We start from the raw sequence: 16,868 nt of genomic DNA on the forward strand, positions 1-16,868 counted from the left end.
ACTCTGGCGACGATCTTAGCAAGCTTTGTCTGCTTTGCGCAGATAGTGACCTTTGCAAAGTCAATCGAACAGCCCTTTGCCGCGCTTGACCAGCACACCGGTTGCTGCGTTGCAGCTACCCCGAAGCAGCCGTTCGAAACATTGCGCAGCATTATAGATGGCCCGAGATCAGCAAGCGGACTTTTCAGACCTTCGACGCTTTCGGATCAATGGCCGCTTCCGTGGTTTTGCACCTGAACCCTCTCCTGTATAATTCACACATAAAACAACGCCAGAAGCGCGTAAGAGCGCTTTTAGCGCCTGAAAGAATTTTGGTCCGATTGACAGGTTGTGGCAGTGTGGAAGATTGATTGAAAACAGTTTATTTAGTCAAGTTGCGTGGCGGTATCTTTCGCCACGTCATCACCTGCCCATCTGGCGAACAGGTGAATTAGAATTATGATCATTGACACAGGGACCGCCACAGAAATCCAGACCATTGGAATCCCAAGCGTATCTGCTGTCAGGCCAGATTGCCGCGCCAGATATCCTTTTGCAAACCCGCCTCGCAGTCCGATAAAGCAGAAATAGATTACGGGCAGGATGAAAGTCAGCACTGCAAGGCTTTGGATGGCTTTCGCAAAGGCCGCCAGAATGTGAGGTGGTTCAGGGAAAACACTTTGCATCAACACCGCATCTGACTGTGTCTTGAACGATAGCGTCGCGCCCAGCAATCCGGTCCACACCATCGCGTAGCGGGCGACATCTTCGGTCCAGACGGGGGGCGAGGAGAAGACATAGCGCGCGATGATCTGCACCACGACTGTCACGAACATCACACAAACCGCAAAGACAGCGATGCGGCGCATGAGCAGGTGCAAGCTGTCGCTGGTGCTGAGGATGAGGTGGCGCATGTGTCTCTCCGGTAATGGAGGGCGGGCCGCAGGGAGCAGCCCGCCAATTGGATTAGCGGTTCTCGTCAGAGAGCTTTTTCCAAAGCGCGGTATCTTCTGCCGACATCAGGTCTGAATCGTAGACTGGCAATGATGCTTCGCGGAAGACGGCGCGTTCCTCAGGCGTCAGGCGCTGAACTGTTACGCCTTTTTCCTCAAGCGCGCTCAGCCCATTTTCCGACGCTTCTGCAAGCCACGCCCGTGCAGCAGCATCCGCTGTGATAACCGCCCCATCCACTGCGGCACGGTCCGCGTCAGACAATCCGTCATACCAGGCTTTTGAGACAATCACGGCACGCAGCGGCCAAATCACATCGGCAGTGGCAAAGTTCTTCACGAAGTCGGTTTGGCCGAACATCACCGGCACGAAGGGAGAGTTCAGGTAGCCATCAATCACCCCAGTTTGCAGGCCCGCTGGGACTTCGCCCCAAGGCACGATCGTGCCGCTAGACCCCCACGCCTGATACATCGCGATTTGCGCGTCATCCAAAGCCCGCATCCGCAGGCTGGCCATATCCGCGGGTGAGCGCACGGCTTGCGTTGTAGTAATCACGCCAGAGGCGGGGCCAAGCGGGGCCAAGGCCAAAAGGATCGCGTCTTGTTTGGCAAGGTTTTCGTTGATGCGCGTGTAGACATCTCCGGCGGCCAAGGCGCGGTCCATGTGCCCGATGTCGCTGAAGATATATGGCAGACGGACCCCGTAGATAAAGGGATCAACCTGTGCGACGGCACGTACATCCGAGAGTGATACTTCGAGCAGGCCGGTTGAAACCTGATCGAATTTTTCGGCCTCATTGCCGACAGAACCGCGCGGCATTTCGCGCACGTCCATACCTGCCTCTTTGAGCGCATTGCCAAAGGCGAATGCCCAGTTGTACGAGCCTGATGTTTCCAGATCCGGTTTGCTGTCCAGCGCAATTTTGACCTCTGCTGACGCAGATGTGGCCATCGCGAGCAATGCCGCTAGTGTAAGTGCCTTGAGTTTCATTGGTCGTCCTCCCTTTTGGATTGGTTAGTTCACGGAAAATCCGAACAGGCGTGGCAACGTGAGACTGATCGCGGGCCAATAGACCAGCGCCAGCAACAACAGCACCTGAACGAAAATGAAGGGCAGGACAGCATAAGCCAGCCGCCAGTAATTGAGATTTGTCAGGGCTGATACAACCACAAGGCATTTACCCAGCGGTGGCGTAATCAGACCAACACACAGGTTGAAGCACAGCACGATGCCAAGGTGGATCGGGCTAATGCCTTGCTCTAGCGCTTGGGGGGCGAACAGCGGGATTAGCAGGGTCAGGGCCACGGGCGTGTCCATGAACATGCCCGCGATCAGAAAAATACCGATGAGGAAGAAGAGGTACTTTGTGCCTGTCAGCCCAAAGGATTCTACCCATGTCGCCAAGGCCTGTGACCAGCCCAATTGCCCCGCTAAATAGCCTAGCACCGAAATCGCAGCGAGAATGATAAAGATCGTGCCGGTCATCTTTGCAGTGGCCTCAACCGCGTCAAAAATCATGCGCCAGTTCAACCCTTTGTAGAACTGGCCTGCCATCAACGCAAAAAACACCGCAATTGCAGAGCCCTCGGTTGGAGTCGCCAGCCCGAACACAAGCGAGCCAAGGATCGCCACAGGCAGGCACAGTGCAGGTGCTGCGTTCAGCAAGCTGGGCAAAAAACGCGGCAGGTCGTCAGATGCCCCGCCCGGATGCCCTTTGATCTGCGCGATGACCGCGTTCAGGATCATCAGGGCTGCCGCAAGCATCAGACCGGGCACAACGCCTGCGATGAACAGGGCTGCGACAGAGGCCCCGGTCAAACCGCCATAGATGATCATGATGATCGATGGGGGGATGATCGGCCCGATCATCGAGGACGCCGCCGTGATGGCCCCTGCGTAATAGGGATCATAGCCACGCGCCTTCATTTCCGGCACGAATGTGCGCGACAAGGCAGCACTGTCGGCTATTGCCGAACCTGAAATCCCCGCAAAGAACACGCTTGTCAGGATATTCACATGCCCCAAGCCACCGCGAAAGCGGCCCACGATGGACATAGCAAAATCGATCAGGCTGCGGGTCACCCCTGCGCGGCTCATGATCTCGGCGGTCAGGATAAACAGTGGCATCGCCATGAAAGCAAAAACATCAAGCTGGGCGAAAATACGCTGTGGCAGGATCGAGAGAAACTGTGTCTTGTCGACGGCGACAAAGGTCAGGACGGAGACAGCGCCCATGAGATAGGCAAAGGCCGTGCCGCTGATCAGCAGTAAGATGAAGACGAAAGGGATCAGCCACATGTCACACCGCCGTCCGCATAACGCCGCCGTTGGGTGAGGGTTCTGCGCGCACGTCAGGTGGATGCGTCACAATAGAGGTCAACTCCACTTTCGAGTGTGGAAGGCTAGCCATATTTGCCAAAGGTCGAGCCGTCTGCTCCGAGTGCTCAAAGAGATTTTCCATAGCCTTTGCTGCGCTTAGCAACCGGTCGTCGCCCCGCATAGGCCCTAACACTTGAAGGCCAAAGGGCATGCCAGCCGAATCGCGTCCACAAGGCAGAGTGATAGAAGGCGCGCCCGTCAAAGACCCACGATAGCACAGCGCGAGCCAGCGGTAGTAGATGTCCATCTTCTGCCCGTCGATTTCACCGGCATAGGACTGTGTCCACGCAAACGGCGATACAGGCGATGTTGGCAGCACGATCACATCAAACTCAGCGATCAGCGCGTTGAATTTGCGCAAGATGTGCGTTTGCTCGGCATGGGCCCAACCACGATCGGCCAGTGACATAGTTTGCCCAAGGGCAACATTATCTCTGATATGCGCGCCAAAGTTGTTGGGTTCTTGGGCCACGGCCTCGCCGAAGGCTACGCCAAAACTCTCGGCCCGTAGAATATCGAAGCAGTGGTCCATATCACCCAGATCGAGATTCGCCGCGCGGCATTCCTTGACCTGCGGACGAAGCACCTCAAGACGGGCGCGAAACGTCTCACGGATGCTTTGCTCGACCGGAGCGCCACCAAAATCTTCGCTGAAGCCAACGCGCAATTCTTTCAAGTCTGTGGATGGCAGCTCTGTGAAACGGCCTGTGACAGAGGGAGCAGAAAGCGGATCATCAGGATCATAGCCCTGACAAACCGACAACATTAGCGTCAGATCATCCATCGTACGCGCCATCGGGCCAAGCACCGAAATGCCCGACCACCCCAAGGGTCGCGTGGGATGTGCAATCACATCAACAGAGGGACGATACCCGACAACTCCGCAAAGTGCTGCTGGCATCCGAAGGGACCCGCCAGTGTCGGACCCAGTGCAAAGGGGCAGTAGGTTTGCTGCCAAAGCGGCAGCGGAGCCACCAGACGATCCACCAGCGATCAAATTTGCGTCAAACGGATTGCCCGTCGCACCCCAAACCGGATTGCGGCTGTTTCCTCCGGCACCCATTTCAGGGACATTTGTTTTGGCAAGTATGATTGCGCCCGCTGCACGCAGCCGTCCAACCATCAGCAAATCTTCGTCGGGCACAAAACCACGCGTCCGGACGCTGCCGTGCGTTGTCAGCAAGCCTTTGGTGTTCTGCAAGTCTTTGACGCCAATCGGCAAACCGTCAAGTGCGCCCTTTGGATCACCGTCCTTCCAACGCTGTGTCGCGGCCGCGGCGCTGGCGATGGCCCCTTCGATATCCATAGCGGATAAAGCGTTAATCTTGGGATTGAAGCGGGAGATTTGTTCAAGACAGGCCGCCAAATACTCACTTGGCGTCAAAGTTCGGGCCTTGAAGGCCGCAAGGACTTCACAGGCCGATAGTGCGAGCAGAGCCTCCCTAGTCAAAGGCTCGTTCCAATTATCGTAATTGTCCGAACAGACACCCGAGCCCTCCCAAACTGTGTGTTTGGTTAAGATAAGGTATGAGTAATGCGGAAAATAGTGAAATACACACCAACAACATTAACCAAATGGAATGGTATTAATGTCTTCAGTGGTTTGCTGCAGGCATTTGAGGAACAACGATAACGTCGCATTCTGCGAAACTTGGTCTTTGCGCCAAAAGCAGCGTGCCTCTGACAATAAGTCGCGCGTATCAAGCGGTAGGATCATGGTTTCACCCCGCGCTGCCTGTGCCTGTGCAAGTCGTTGCGGAAGCAAGCCGAGCGCAGGCATTGTCCGTAAAAGTTCAAGGTTCAGGGCAAGTGACAAAGATGCAATTGTATTGGTCGGGGGCGACAGCCCATTTGCGGCAAAAAGTGCGTCTACGGCCTGGCGCGCCACTGAGTTGGGCTGCGGCAATATCCACGGATAACTTGCGACTTCCGCCCATGTTACATCACCGGCTTGCGCTAGCGGATGGTTTCGCCCAGCAACGACGACAACCGGTTCGGAAAACAAGGCCATTTGGTCAATTCCAGCCAATTCCTGAGGCTGCCAAATCCTTGCGATCACCAGATCCAGCGCCCCCGCCTCGAGCTGCGGTAACAATTCAACAAAATGCCCTTCGGAAACGGATACGTTTGCTTGCGGCGTGCTGCGCTTGAACAATGCAATCGTGCCGGGCAGCAAGGTAGGTGCAACCGAACTGACAACGCCGATAGAGACAGACCCTGAAACTCCACTGGTCATCGCTTCAATGTCAAATGCTGCGCGATCAAGTTGGCCAAGTGCTTGGCGTGCATGATCTGCAAGACGCGTGCCGATAGGCGTCAGGTAAAGCCTGTTGCGGTCCCGGGTAACAACAGGCACGCCAACAATCTTTTCCAACTCGGCAATCTGTTTTGACACGGCTGGCTGCGTGACTCCAAGCGCCTCGGACACTCGTGCGACGAGCTTGAGATCGGAAAGCGCCACAAGAGCACGTAAGTGCCGAAGCGTTATGCCCTGTTGAAATCCCTTGCCCAAAATTGGTCGCACCTCTTCGCAAACTCAAATTGATTGTGTCATGGCTTTCACAAGGGGACACATGCCCAGTTTGTATGCGAAGTTGATTAAACATGTCGATAGAACGTAAAACTCTGGATCGTCATGCTTGGTAATAACTTAGCCCACGATCCTGTCCTAAGCGTACAAAGTAGCGAAGGCCCTATGCCTCCCATTTCGGCCATTGGTACAGTTTGCAGCATTCGGCAAAGTGGGCTCAGACCGGCCATTGACCTATAGTTTTCTGCATTGGCGGCTCGAACGGCGGCATTTGGAAAATCCAGCCTGACAGTTTGCGTTCGCAGCAATGATCCGCATTTCGTCCCTACGTGTCAGTTGGGCGAGTCCGCTTTGGGCTGGGAGCGGTCGTCTGTGCCAGGTGCGGAGAATGACGGCACCGAGCCCTCTTTGCCAATTTTCTGTGACGCGGCGAAGGTCTGCTCCTGGGCCGGCGAACCAAGAAAGATGGCTGGAGGGTGATCTTCAAATGCGCGGGGTGGAGGCTTGCCAACCTTGACCTCTTTTGGGGTATGGGTGGCCTGAGAAAATTGAGCCGGAGTCACCGACGTTGCATTTTCGATGCCAAGAGACTATGTGAGAGATACGAAAGTTGGGGTTCTCTGAGGCATTGGCGTATCAGCCTGCAAGAGCGGACCACAACCCTCCATCATGAAAATTCAGCTGTCACGTCCTGTAGCAGGGATCTGATGTTTGGGAAGGGTGCCGATGTCATCGCGCACGACCACGTCAGTTGTGACATTTCTTCATCCGTTTGTGGTCGCGGGATACGCAAATGAGCTGGCCGTTGGTGAATAGGACGTGTTGGCAAACGATGACGTGATGCTGAGCCACAGCTTTGCGGCCTAACGACGGACAGCGACGGTTCTATTGATCAATTGGTACGCAGGAAAGTCAGAGCTGCGCGCAGTGGATCATCGAGACCTAGAGTTGGCTCTGGCGCAATATCAGGCCAACGCAAGGACATACGTAATCAAAATAGTGCGGCGGCGCTTTCTCCGTCAGAGGATCAAAAATGACATTTCCCGAATGGACGAAACCCGGTGTTTACGGAACCTTGGTTGGCGCTGTCGCTGTCTCAATTGTTGGCTTCAGCTGGGGTGGCTGGACAACTTCAGGTACCGCGCAGGATATGGCCGATAGCTTTGCCGCAGAGCAAGTCACCTTGGCCATGGTGCCGGTCTGTCTCGGCCTTTCAGAAGCTGATGCGGAACGGGTCGAAATACTGGCAACGCTTCGAGAAGCTTCCAACTTTCAGCGGCGCAAAGCGATGATGGAAACCGGCTGGGCCACATTGCCGGGCACTGATGCCCCGAGCCGAGATCTGGCAGACGCCTGTCTCGCAGAGCTTGCTTTAGATGGATCGTAAATCAGGAACAACGGAACCACAGGCTCCGCACTCCGTCAAAGCCCAAATCCCCGCAAACACATCAACAGTCATGGCCCTCTTTATGGGTTCAATTATTGCAGCCATACTGCTTGTACTCCCAGCCTTTGCCCAAACCGACGCACAACCAATACCTGAGAACGCCAGTGCCAAGAGTTACGGTGATGGATGGAAATGTAATATTGGTTTCCGACTAGACGAAAATGCCTGTGTCGCTGTTGTTGTGCCGCAAAACGCATACGACACGAACCGGTCCTATGGGTCAGGATGGGAATGCCTGCATGGGTTTCGCAAAACTGACGAAGCTGAATGCGTTGCAGTAGAGGTGCCCGAGGGTGGGTTTTTGGACCCGTCAGGCGAACGGTGGCGGTGTTTGCGGGGCTACATCAAGTTCGATGATACATGTCAGGAAATCGTGCTGCCAGCGAATGCATACCTGGTAGGTGCCTCACATAGCTCTAGTTGGTCGTGCGAGCGCGGCTTTGAAGAAACTGACGGCCAGTGTCTTGCCATTGAGGTTCCGGCCAATGCCTTTCTGAACGGATCAGGATACGGTCAGCCCTGGACATGTGAGCGTGGCTTCTTTGAGAAAGCTGGTCGGTGCGAAGCCGTCGCGATCCCTGCCAATGCATATTTCGACGACGCAACCTACGGAACAGGGTGGAAGTGTGATCGTGGATACGTCGCCTCTGGGGAGACATGTCAATTTATAAACGTTCCCGAAAACGCGCATCTGGACAGGACGGGCAACCGATGGAAATGCAATAAAAATTTCCAAAATTCCAAGGGGCAGTGCGTGCTGAACAACTAGACGCACTACACGGAAACGCTTTCACCGAAATACGCAAGTGAGGGCGGGTCCGCCTTTCGTACCGAATTTCAATAGGGAACTAACATGGAAACCAAATCTGAAACTGTTGATACCATCCGTCGCCCTATCAGGGGTCCGCAAGCGCCGCCAATGACACAGATCAAACCCGCAGGCATGACGTCAGGCAGGCAAATAACAGCCTCACCGACGGCCGTCGTCTATTGCGAGGGGAACTTCGCGCAAATCGATGGCAAGACGGCAAATGGCCTTGTGCGCCATTCTCAAGCGTATCGCATCCTTTCTGTTATCGACAGCACCTGTAGCGGACAAGACAGCGGGACCGTTCTGGATGCTGTCAGCAACAACATACCGATCTTTGGTCATCTGGAGGCGGCAGCTTCCCATGAAGCCACCCTTCCCGACACGCTGATCTATGGGATGGCTCCGTCAACAGGGCGTCTCTCGACGGTGGACCGGGGTGTTGTTCTGCAAGCGATCGAGCTAGGCATGAACATCGTGAGTGGGTTGCATGAATATCTGAGCGACGACAGCGAAATAGCCAACGCTGCATCGATGCGGAATGTCACGATCCGCGACATCCGCAAGCCGAAACCCAGCAAGGATATGCGCCTGTTCGACGGCAGTGTTGCCGGTGTCAAGGCGCTGCGCATTGCCGTTCTCGGCACCGATTGCGCCATTGGAAAGCGGACTACGGCGACCGTCTTGGCCCGGGCTTTGAATGCGAAGGGCATCAAGACAGTGCTTGTCGGCACGGGCCAGACCGGCCTGATGCAGGGCGCGAAGTATGGTGTCGCAATGGATGCCGTGCCGCCCCAGTTCTGTTGTGGCGAGCTTGAAGGCGCGATTGTTGCGGCTTCTGAAGCCGAACAACCCGATGTTATTTTGATCGAAGGTCAGGGCGCACTCAGCCATCCCGCATTTTGCACATCTGCCTTTATTCTGCGTGGGAGCCAGCCAGATGCTGTCATCCTTCAGCACGCACCCAAACGTGCACATCGCTGCGACTTTCCCGATATGCCGATGCCCGCGCCTTTAAGTGAGATTGCTTTGATCGAAGCCTTTGCTGACACAAAGGTCATCGGTGTCACGCTCAATCACGAGGGGATGTCTGAGGCAGAAATCACAACCACCATCGCCGCGCAATCACACAAACTCGGGTTGCCTGTCACCGATGCCTTGGCCCGACCGGTGTCACATTTACTTTCAATGGTGGTCGCTGCGTACCCCGGCTTGATGCAAAGGCCCTCTGTGGCCGCGATATGAGTTGCCCGCGCATCGAAGTGGATCTGGGCAAGATACGGCGCAACACGCAGACACTTGTCGCGCGCCTGGGCCCACGTGGAATCGGAGTCACGGGCGTGACCAAGGCTGTCTGTGGGCATCCTGCGATTGCACAGGCGATGCTCGATGGGGGGGCTAAGGGGTTGGCCGAAGCACGAATCGGCAATGTTCAAAGGCTACGTGCGGCAGGTCTGACAGGGCCCATTACTCTGATCCGTACGCCGATGCTAAGCCAAGCCGATCAAGTCGTGCAATCCTGTGAAACAAGCTACAACACAGAGGTTTTAGTCATTTCGGCCTTGGCTGCCGCCGCGATCCGCAATGGTTCTGTCCACGGTATCGTCCTAATGGTCGAGATGGGTGACCGGCGCGATGGGATATTACCCGAGAATTTGGCAGATATTGCTCAGATGGTCATACAAACGTCTGGGGTTGCGTTGAAAGGGATTGGGGCGAATTTTGCGTGTTTGAACGGGGGCGCTCCCACGGCCGCTCAGATGATGTCTCTTTGCGACCTCGCGAATGAGATTGAGGGCGGATGCGGTCTATTCCTCAGAATCGTGTCTGGTGGCAACTCAGCCAATTTGCCCTGGGCGCTTGGCGAACGCACGACGGGTCGCGTCAACGACCTCCGTCTGGGCGAGGCGATTCTTCTGGGTGTTGAGCCAGTTTCTGGGGACCAGATCGGCGGGATGCACACGGACGCCTTCACTCTTGTTGCCGAAGTTATCGAAACCGATGCAAAACCCTCGCCTTCCCCTATTGCCCTGATCGATCCAACGACGGACCGACTTCGCATTGTGACAACCAGTGGTGCCAGTACACGCGTGATCCTCGCGATAGGGCATCAGGACACCGACATTCTGGGGCTTTCAATGCCTATTGGAAGCACATTGATTGGTGCAACCAGCGATCATCTTGTCCTTGGAGCACCTCGACCCCGGCCGACGGTGGGTTCCGAGGTGAGATTTCAGATGAATTACAATGCGTTGATGCATGCCATGGCCACGCCCGATATCAAGGTGAAACTCTTGGGCAGCCCACCCACATGGCTATCACAGCATACCCAAAGCAAGGTCGACCACTTGGCGCTGGTTTGAAAGACTTCGCTTGGTTCAGCCGACCTTAAACCACAAAGGAAACTGAAAATTGAAGAAGCTCACAAAAACCAATGTGTTCAAAGAATATGTTTCAAAACCGGAAACCCCGATGGACAAGACGACGCGTGTCGTCAGACAAATGGTCGACGAAGAAACGGAGCAACGTGACGCCAAAAATTCCCGACTGCGCAATGCTCGCCTTGAAAGAGAGGCGAACACGCCACCTGAAACCAAAGCTTCAGCAGCGCCCAAACCGCGTCGCACCAAAGCCACTTCGACGCGGTAGCCGAACTTCGGCGACTTTGTTTGCGTGATGTGTTCCGCAGGGCAGCAGGCACTTCAATCAGGCTGAAATCGGCCAGGGCTGGTCCCAGAACTTCCAATCGTCCCAGCCGAGCACAAGGATCCATCCATGACAAACGCAGAGCGTTCCCCAGAAAAAACACACGATATCTGCCAGACTTATGTTGAAACGAAGGCTGGGCGAAACGGGCAGACCAGCCTGAAAATTGCCAAGCAATTTGAATATTCCACAGCGTCGGAAGCACAAAACAGAGCCGAACGAGAAGCTCTATCAGAGGATTGCGCGGGTGCCGACGCATACATGGTGAGTGAAGACCCGAACAGTGGAGAAGTTGGCGAGCCAAGCTTCCTCGTAAGGCTAGGCAATGTTCCCGAATTTGACGATTTTTAAGATCCCGAAAATAGCCGCGGCTTGCCCGGAGTTCATGTCCCTCAAACACGACAATTCCCTGGTCACCAGGAGCGTTGGGGGCGAGCTCTTCCTCGACCCGAACTACGCAAGCGAAGTCAAGCGGTCATTGGTACGAGTGCAGCGAGTTCACACTCTATCCCGCGGTGCGGTCGCATCTTACAAGTGACACTAATATCCGCTTCGGGGCTGTCAGTAGCATTCTGGGCTGGAGCCAGCCGTATCGACCCAAGCCGTGGATGCTGTTCCGACCGCCTGCGGTTGCAGTAGGCAGAAAGCGATCTTTGAAAAGTCACTGTTAAGGCAGCCAGGTTTATGATGTGAGCGGCCCTTAGTTGCTTGCCGATCACGCATCTCAACACTCGATGCTGTGCGGTCCGTCAGGTCGGACTTTCGTCGCAGGCATATGAAATTGGAGCCTTGGAAGGCAAAACCGGACAAAGCAGGCTTTCACGGCGGGTGCCCGAGCGGAACTGTCATTCTGAAATCTTGGCGACGGACGGCGACCTAGCACAGCGTTTTGGTTGTACGCGGCACTGCGGATTGGCGGCTTCGAAACGACACAGGCTCTTGGCGGTGTCAAAGCTCATCACGCCATGGCGGGTTTGAACCGGCTCGGCCAACATTGATTGCTGCAACCTGCGTGCCAAATTCAATGGCCCGTTGAATAGCGCACTCTGAAACCGTTTGCAGAGCGGATTTTGTGAGCACGCCGGCCTCGGACAGTCCTGCAAGTACACCGGCATTGAACGTGTCGCCTGCGCCAACGGTGTCGACGACATCGACTTTTTGACCGGCCACAAAAACAGATTGCCCGTCCGGCAGCCATGCCTGGGCACCCGACCTGCCATGTGTCAATATCACGACAGAGGGTCCAAACGACCGTAGGTGGGCGATTTTCATTTCGAGCGCATCGGTTGTTGGAATGATCCAGTTCAGGTCTTCATCAGATACTTTTACGATGTCCGCCAGCTTGAGCATCCGTTCGATACGGTTTCTGAAGTTCGGCTCATCAGTGATAAAACTGGGCCGAATGTTGGGATCGACCATCACAACACAGTTGCCTGCGTGCATTTGCGCAAACTGCATGTATGTTTCGGCCCCCGGATCGCAGGCTAAACTGATGCCGCCAAAGTAAAGAGCGGAAACGTCGCCCAGATTGCCAGGTAAATCATCGGTTGCGATCATCCGCCCGGCCGAGTTCTCGTCAAAGAACGAATACGATGCGTGACCTTCAGACAGTTTGACAAAGGCCAAAGTCGTAGGGCGATCTGATCGTATGATCCTGTGCGTTTCGACGTTGCTGGCCCGCAAGTCGGCCATAAGCTGATGACCAAACATATCTGTTGAAATGCCGCTCAATAGGCCGGTTCGGCAGCCAAGCCGCCCCAATCCAATTGCCGTGTTGAATATCGCGCCACCCGATCGCGGCACATATCCATTCGAGCCCCCAAGCGTTGGCTCGGGGATCATGTCGATGAGAGCTTCACCGCAGCAAAGGATCATGGGCTTCCCTCAACAAATGCTAAGATACTGAATCGTGTTGCACACATGGTATTCCAAATTTTGGCAGTTCTCACTGGGCGAGGTAAGTTGCCATCGCTTTTTCGAGCCCTTCGTCCCAGATCACGTTTAGCCACTTGGTAAAGCTGTCCGAAAATTGAGGCTGATCTGCCAGGTCTCCGTAAATCTGGCGCATCTCAAGCCATGTGACCGGGTTTTCGCGTGCTTGATTGGCTTTCGTTCTCAATTCGTCCCAGAATGGGTCATTGGGTTCAATTGTGCTGCCATCCTCGCGGGTGCCTTGGCACATCCGTGCCCAGGCCGCTTCGATCAGGGCAAGCCCCTTGATTGGCGTGCCATTCGTCAGACCATCACGGATTGAGGGGATCACAAAACCAGCATGGCGAGACGATCCGTCAAATGCCACCCGCCGGGTTGTATCGACAATCTGCGGGTTCGAGAACCGGCCATGGATCAGTGCGACATAGTCTTTGGGTGTCGTACCCAAGACAGGTTTTACCGATGGTGCGATTTCTTCCGTCGCAACCTTGGTGAACAGTCGGCTGATCAGATCATGCTTCATACAATCCGCAATCGTTTGGACCGAAAGAATCTCTCCTGGCACCGAGATCACCTGATGGCCGCCGTTCAGTATCCTTATTTTCATCGCCTCATAGCCGTGAACATCATCCGTGAATGTCACGCCGACATCATCCAGATCGGGCCGCCCGGCACAAAAGTTATCTTCGATAACCCATTGGCGGAAATTTTCATGAGTCACCGGGGCCTGATCGTCGATGCCCAGCTGATGGACCAAGGCCAGCTCATTCGGACCGGTTGCCGGGACGATGCAATCGACCATTGAATTCGGGAACGTACAGCTGAGATCAATCCAATCTGCCAGCTCGGGGTCGGACATGCGCGCCAATGACACCACCGTTTGCCGCAATACATCTCCGTTGCCCTGCAAGTTGTCGCAACACAGGCAGGTAAACGGACCGGACCCATTTTCGCGACGCAAGCGAAGCGCTGCAACAACTGCACCGAATGCGGTTTTGGGCTGGTCGGGTTTGCGGCTGTCATGGACAATATCGGGGTGCGTCGGGTCAAACCCCTTGTTGGCAGGGTCAATAAAGTAACCGCCCTCGGTCACAGTCATCGAAACGATGCGAATCTCCGGGTGGGCCATCCGTTCGATCAGTCGCCCGTTACCTTGCTCAATCGGCAGGTAATCGATCATCGAGCCGACGACTTCGGCAAATGACGATGATGGATCCAGCTCAATCAAGGTTGTCAGGCAATCCTGCACCACCAGCTTGTCCCGCATGATGGCGTCGTAGGGGCGAACACCGGCGCCAATGATCGCCCAATCCAGCGCCGCCCCCCTTTGCATCAAGCGATGCAGATACCATGCCTGATGGGCACGGTGAAAGTTACCAAGGCCAATGTGGACAATACCCGGTTTCAGCTTGGCACGATTATAGGACGGGCGCAAAACAGCCTCTGGAAGCTCGTTCAGAGTTGCATTGCTCAGTTTTACCAGATCGGTTCCCTGCGGTTGCTTTTCCATCAGCTCATCCAGTTTCCACCGTCCACATTGTAGGTTTGTGCAACAATGTAATCGGCGTCTTGCGAGGCGAGAAAAACCGCCATTCCAGTCAGATCTTCGGCCTGCGCCATGCGCCCAACAGGAACAGCTTCGCCAACTTCTTTTTTCTTTTGTCCGGGGGCTTTGCTTTCGTATTTTGCAAAATAGGCGTCTACGCCGTCCCAGTGTTCACCATCCACCACACCCGGTGCGATGGCATTCACGTTGATCCCATGTTTGATCAGGTCGAGACCCGCCGATTGGGTCAAGCTGATGACGGCGGATTTGCTGGCGCAGTAGACGGCAACCAAGGGTTCACCGCGTCGACCGGCCTGGCTGGCCATGTTGATGATCTTGCCCTTGATGCCGTGTATAATCATATGTCGCGCAACGGCTTGCAGCGTGAACAAGGGCCCGGCGACATTGGCATCAAAAACCCGTGCGTATTCTTCGCGTGTGATTTCCACAATCGGGGCTGCGGTGAACACCGCCGCGTTGTTGATCAAAATGTCGATCTGACCCAGGCTTTTGACGGTTTGGGCAACGGCGGCATCAATGCTGTCTTGCCGGGTGACATCCATTTCAACGGCCATTGCACCCTCACCGATTTCGGCAGCGGCGACCCGCGCGCGATCACAGTCGATGTCCGCGACGGCAACACGGGCGCCTTCGGTGACATAGGCCTTGGCAAAGGCCAGCCCGATCCCCCGGGCAGCCCCAGTTATCAGCGCCGATTTACCGTCCAGTCGTTTCATTCGATCCGCAGCCCCTGCGCATCGAATTTATGGATCTGGTTGGCTTGGGGTGTCAGGTAAATCGTATCGCCGTGTTTCACCGAAATATCCCCGGTAATGCGGACGGTGACCATGTCGGCAAGCCCGGTGTCATGAACGTGGATAAACGTGTCAGACCCCAGATGTTCGGCGACGCCAACGCGCCCTTCCCATTGGCCTGCAGTCATGCTGACTTCGGTATGCTCCGGGCGGATGCCAATTGTATGTGCGCCATGTTTCTCGGCCTCTGGCCCCGAGAAAAGGTTCATCTTTGGCGAGCCGATAAAGCCGGCAACAAAGACATTCTGTGGCTTGTGGTACAGATCCAGCGGTGAGCCGACCTGCTCAATCACACCTGCCTGAAGAACAACAATCTTGTCGGCCATGGTCATTGCCTCCACCTGATCGTGCGTCACGTAGATCATGGTGGTCTGCATGCGCTCATGCATCTCGCTGATTTCAAGCCGCATTCCCACGCGCAACGCTGCGTCGAGGTTCGATAGCGGTTCGTCAAACAGGAAGGCCGAAGGGTCACGGACAATGGCACGGCCAATGGCGACCCGCTGCCGCTGCCCACCGGACAGTTGCCCCGGCTTGCGATCCAGATAATCTATTAGGTTCAAAGATCGGGCCGCAGTTTCAACACGTTTGTCGATTTCCGCCTGATCCATCTTTTCCATACGAAGTGGAAAGCCAATGTTCTTGCGCACCGTCATATGCGGATAAAGCGCATAGGACTGGAACACCATGGCCAGGCCCCGTTTTGACGGGGGCACGTCGGTCATATCCATACCGTCAATCGCGATGCCGCCAGAGGTCAGGTTTTCGAGCCCGGCAATCATGCGCAACAGCGTGGATTTACCACAACCGGACGGGCCGACAAAAACTGCAAATTCGCCGTCTTCGATGGTCAGGTCCAGCGGAGGGATGACTTCGACATCACCGAACCGCTTGGATACTTGATCGAGTACAATACGTCCCATGGTCTTTCCTTATTTCACGGCGCCAAAGGTCAAGCCTTGGACAAGTTGTTTCTGGCAGAACCATCCAAGGACAACGATGGGCCCAACTGCGGCGGTTGAGACGGCGGACAGGCGCCCGAAGAACAAGCCTTCTGGTGCACGGTTGCCTTCGATGAGCTTGGAGAGCGTGGCGGCGTCGATCGTAGTCAGACGGACCGTCCAATAGGCTTCGTTCCAGCAAAAAATGAAAACCAGAAGCGCAGTAGAGGCGATGCCACCCCAGGCAAGGGGAATGAGGATCTCTTTGATCTCACCCCAGGTATTGACGCCGTCCATCTTGCCCGCTTCGATGATGTCCCTTGGGATTTCCTTGAAGTAGGTGAACAGCATCCAGATTGCGATTGGCAGGTTGATCAGGCTCAGCACGGTAATGATCAAGATATGCGTGTCATAAAGCCCGATGCCTTTGGCAAGAAATATCATCGGATAGAGCACGGCCGCTGCCGGAAGCATTTTGGTCGACAACATCCACATCAAGATGTCTTTGGTGGCGCGGCTTGGATTGAACGCCATCGCGTATGCTGCGGGGATACTGACAAAAAGTGTAAATATCGTGGCCGACACAGCCGTGATGATCGAGTTGCGTGCAAAGCGCCAGTAGTCGTAATTTTCCACCATGTTGAAATAGTTCTCAAGCGTTGGTGTAAAGAAGACCAGGTTCTCTGGCTTTACCGCGTCGGCATCTGTCTTAAAGCTGGTCAATACCATCCAGAAAATCGGGAAGAAAAAGAGCAGTCCGACACCCCAGGCCAGAACAGGCCGCCCATAGGTGCTGAATTTCGAAGTTTGTGCAACGATTGGCATGATCTGGCG

General features: G+C 55.2%; 16 protein-coding genes. 6 read left to right on the forward strand and 10 right to left on the reverse strand.

Annotated elements, in window-relative coordinates; genetic code table 11:
• Positions 1 to 365: 365 nt before the first annotated feature.
• The 5 genes from K3727_07270 to K3727_07290 all read right to left on the reverse strand — a co-directional run bounded on the left by K3727_07270 (position 366) and on the right by K3727_07290 (position 5,833).
• Complete coding sequence (locus K3727_07270) at positions 366 to 893, reverse strand: TRAP transporter small permease subunit (GenBank protein ID UWQ92572.1); 528 nt, start codon at positions 891 to 893, stop codon at positions 366 to 368.
• A gap of 52 nt (positions 894 to 945) precedes the next feature.
• Positions 946 to 1,920: a TRAP transporter substrate-binding protein gene (locus K3727_07275; protein UWQ92573.1), complete on the reverse strand. Its 975-nt coding sequence runs from the start codon at positions 1,918 to 1,920 to the stop codon at positions 946 to 948.
• A 24-nt stretch (positions 1,921 to 1,944) separates the two neighbouring features.
• Positions 1,945 to 3,228, reverse strand: a complete 1,284-nt coding sequence (locus tag K3727_07280; GenBank protein UWQ92574.1) for a TRAP transporter large permease — start codon at positions 3,226 to 3,228, stop codon at positions 1,945 to 1,947.
• 1 nt (position 3,229) lies between these two features.
• Complete coding sequence (locus tag K3727_07285; GenBank protein ID UWQ92575.1) at positions 3,230 to 4,759, reverse strand: amidase; 1,530 nt, start codon at positions 4,757 to 4,759, stop codon at positions 3,230 to 3,232.
• Between the two features lie 117 nt (positions 4,760 to 4,876).
• Positions 4,877 to 5,833 carry a LysR family transcriptional regulator gene (locus K3727_07290; GenBank protein ID UWQ92576.1) on the reverse strand — a complete coding sequence of 319 codons (957 nt, stop codon included), beginning with the start codon at positions 5,831 to 5,833 and terminating at the stop codon, positions 4,877 to 4,879.
• 1,039 nt (positions 5,834 to 6,872) lie between these two features.
• Here K3727_07290 and K3727_07295 point away from each other — a divergent pair.
• From K3727_07295 to K3727_07320, 6 genes are all read left to right on the forward strand, one after another.
• Complete coding sequence (locus K3727_07295; GenBank protein ID UWQ92577.1) at positions 6,873 to 7,226, forward strand: hypothetical protein; 354 nt, start codon at positions 6,873 to 6,875, stop codon at positions 7,224 to 7,226.
• Between the two features lie 70 nt (positions 7,227 to 7,296).
• Positions 7,297 to 8,055 (forward strand): hypothetical protein, encoded by a 759-nt coding sequence (locus K3727_07300; protein ID UWQ93306.1) that lies wholly within the window; start codon positions 7,297 to 7,299, stop codon positions 8,053 to 8,055.
• A 150-nt stretch (positions 8,056 to 8,205) separates the two neighbouring features.
• The gene (locus K3727_07305) at positions 8,206 to 9,339 is read left to right on the forward strand and encodes a DUF1611 domain-containing protein (GenBank protein ID UWQ93307.1); all 1,134 of its coding nucleotides are present in this window, start codon (positions 8,206 to 8,208) and stop codon (positions 9,337 to 9,339) included.
• Complete coding sequence (locus tag K3727_07310) at positions 9,336 to 10,457, forward strand: alanine/ornithine racemase family PLP-dependent enzyme (GenBank protein UWQ92578.1); 1,122 nt, start codon at positions 9,336 to 9,338, stop codon at positions 10,455 to 10,457. Before K3727_07305 ends, K3727_07310 begins: the two co-directional genes overlap by 4 nt.
• 49 nt (positions 10,458 to 10,506) lie before the next feature.
• A complete protein-coding gene (locus K3727_07315; protein ID UWQ92579.1) occupies positions 10,507 to 10,743 on the forward strand; it encodes a hypothetical protein in 237 nt (78 codons plus the stop codon).
• Positions 10,744 to 10,869: 126 nt separating this feature from the next.
• Entirely contained in the window at positions 10,870 to 11,151 is a 282-nt protein-coding gene (locus K3727_07320; GenBank protein ID UWQ92580.1) for a hypothetical protein, read from the forward strand.
• A gap of 597 nt (positions 11,152 to 11,748) precedes the next feature.
• Here K3727_07320 and K3727_07325 read toward each other — a convergent pair.
• The 5 genes from K3727_07325 to K3727_07345 all read right to left on the reverse strand — a co-directional run bounded on the left by K3727_07325 (position 11,749) and on the right by K3727_07345 (position 16,859).
• Complete coding sequence (locus K3727_07325) at positions 11,749 to 12,675, reverse strand: carbohydrate kinase (GenBank protein ID UWQ92581.1); 927 nt, start codon at positions 12,673 to 12,675, stop codon at positions 11,749 to 11,751.
• A gap of 70 nt (positions 12,676 to 12,745) precedes the next feature.
• Positions 12,746 to 14,242: a mannitol dehydrogenase family protein gene (locus K3727_07330; protein UWQ92582.1), complete on the reverse strand. Its 1,497-nt coding sequence runs from the start codon at positions 14,240 to 14,242 to the stop codon at positions 12,746 to 12,748.
• Positions 14,242 to 15,015: an L-iditol 2-dehydrogenase gene (locus K3727_07335; GenBank protein ID UWQ92583.1), complete on the reverse strand. Its 774-nt coding sequence runs from the start codon at positions 15,013 to 15,015 to the stop codon at positions 14,242 to 14,244. Before K3727_07335 ends, K3727_07330 begins: the two co-directional genes overlap by 1 nt.
• A complete protein-coding gene (locus K3727_07340) occupies positions 15,012 to 16,016 on the reverse strand; it encodes an ABC transporter ATP-binding protein (protein ID UWQ92584.1) in 1,005 nt (334 codons plus the stop codon). The genes K3727_07335 and K3727_07340 overlap by 4 nt, the downstream gene beginning before the upstream one ends.
• A 9-nt stretch (positions 16,017 to 16,025) precedes the next feature.
• The gene (locus K3727_07345) at positions 16,026 to 16,859 is read right to left on the reverse strand and encodes a carbohydrate ABC transporter permease (protein ID UWQ92585.1); all 834 of its coding nucleotides are present in this window, start codon (positions 16,857 to 16,859) and stop codon (positions 16,026 to 16,028) included.
• Between the last annotated feature and the right edge of the window lie 9 nt (positions 16,860 to 16,868).

The sequence above is a fragment of the Rhodobacteraceae bacterium M382 genome, assembly GCA_025141015.1.
Lineage (GTDB): Bacteria > Pseudomonadota > Alphaproteobacteria > Rhodobacterales > Rhodobacteraceae > Aliisedimentitalea > Aliisedimentitalea scapharcae.

Excerpts from the sequence above, each read along its gene's own strand:
- K3727_07270 (UWQ92572.1), bottom strand. The coding sequence starts at position 893 with ATGCGCCACCTCATCCTCAGCACCAGCGACAGCTTGCACCTGCTCATG.
- K3727_07275 (UWQ92573.1), bottom strand. The coding sequence starts at position 1,920 with ATGAAACTCAAGGCACTTACACTAGCGGCATTGCTCGCGATGGCCACA.
- K3727_07280 (UWQ92574.1), bottom strand. The coding sequence starts at position 3,228 with ATGTGGCTGATCCCTTTCGTCTTCATCTTACTGCTGATCAGCGGCACG.
- K3727_07295 (UWQ92577.1), top strand. The coding sequence starts at position 6,873 with ATGACATTTCCCGAATGGACGAAACCCGGTGTTTACGGAACCTTGGTT.
- K3727_07300 (UWQ93306.1), top strand. The coding sequence starts at position 7,297 with ATGGCCCTCTTTATGGGTTCAATTATTGCAGCCATACTGCTTGTACTC.
- K3727_07305 (UWQ93307.1), top strand. The coding sequence starts at position 8,206 with ATGACACAGATCAAACCCGCAGGCATGACGTCAGGCAGGCAAATAACA.
- K3727_07310 (UWQ92578.1), top strand. The coding sequence starts at position 9,336 with ATGAGTTGCCCGCGCATCGAAGTGGATCTGGGCAAGATACGGCGCAAC.
- K3727_07320 (UWQ92580.1), top strand. The coding sequence starts at position 10,870 with ATGACAAACGCAGAGCGTTCCCCAGAAAAAACACACGATATCTGCCAG.
- K3727_07325 (UWQ92581.1), bottom strand. The coding sequence starts at position 12,675 with ATGATCCTTTGCTGCGGTGAAGCTCTCATCGACATGATCCCCGAGCCA.
- K3727_07330 (UWQ92582.1), bottom strand. The coding sequence starts at position 14,242 with ATGGAAAAGCAACCGCAGGGAACCGATCTGGTAAAACTGAGCAATGCA.
- K3727_07335 (UWQ92583.1), bottom strand. The coding sequence starts at position 15,015 with ATGAAACGACTGGACGGTAAATCGGCGCTGATAACTGGGGCTGCCCGG.
- K3727_07340 (UWQ92584.1), bottom strand. The coding sequence starts at position 16,016 with ATGGGACGTATTGTACTCGATCAAGTATCCAAGCGGTTCGGTGATGTC.
- K3727_07345 (UWQ92585.1), bottom strand. The coding sequence starts at position 16,859 with ATGCCAATCGTTGCACAAACTTCGAAATTCAGCACCTATGGGCGGCCT.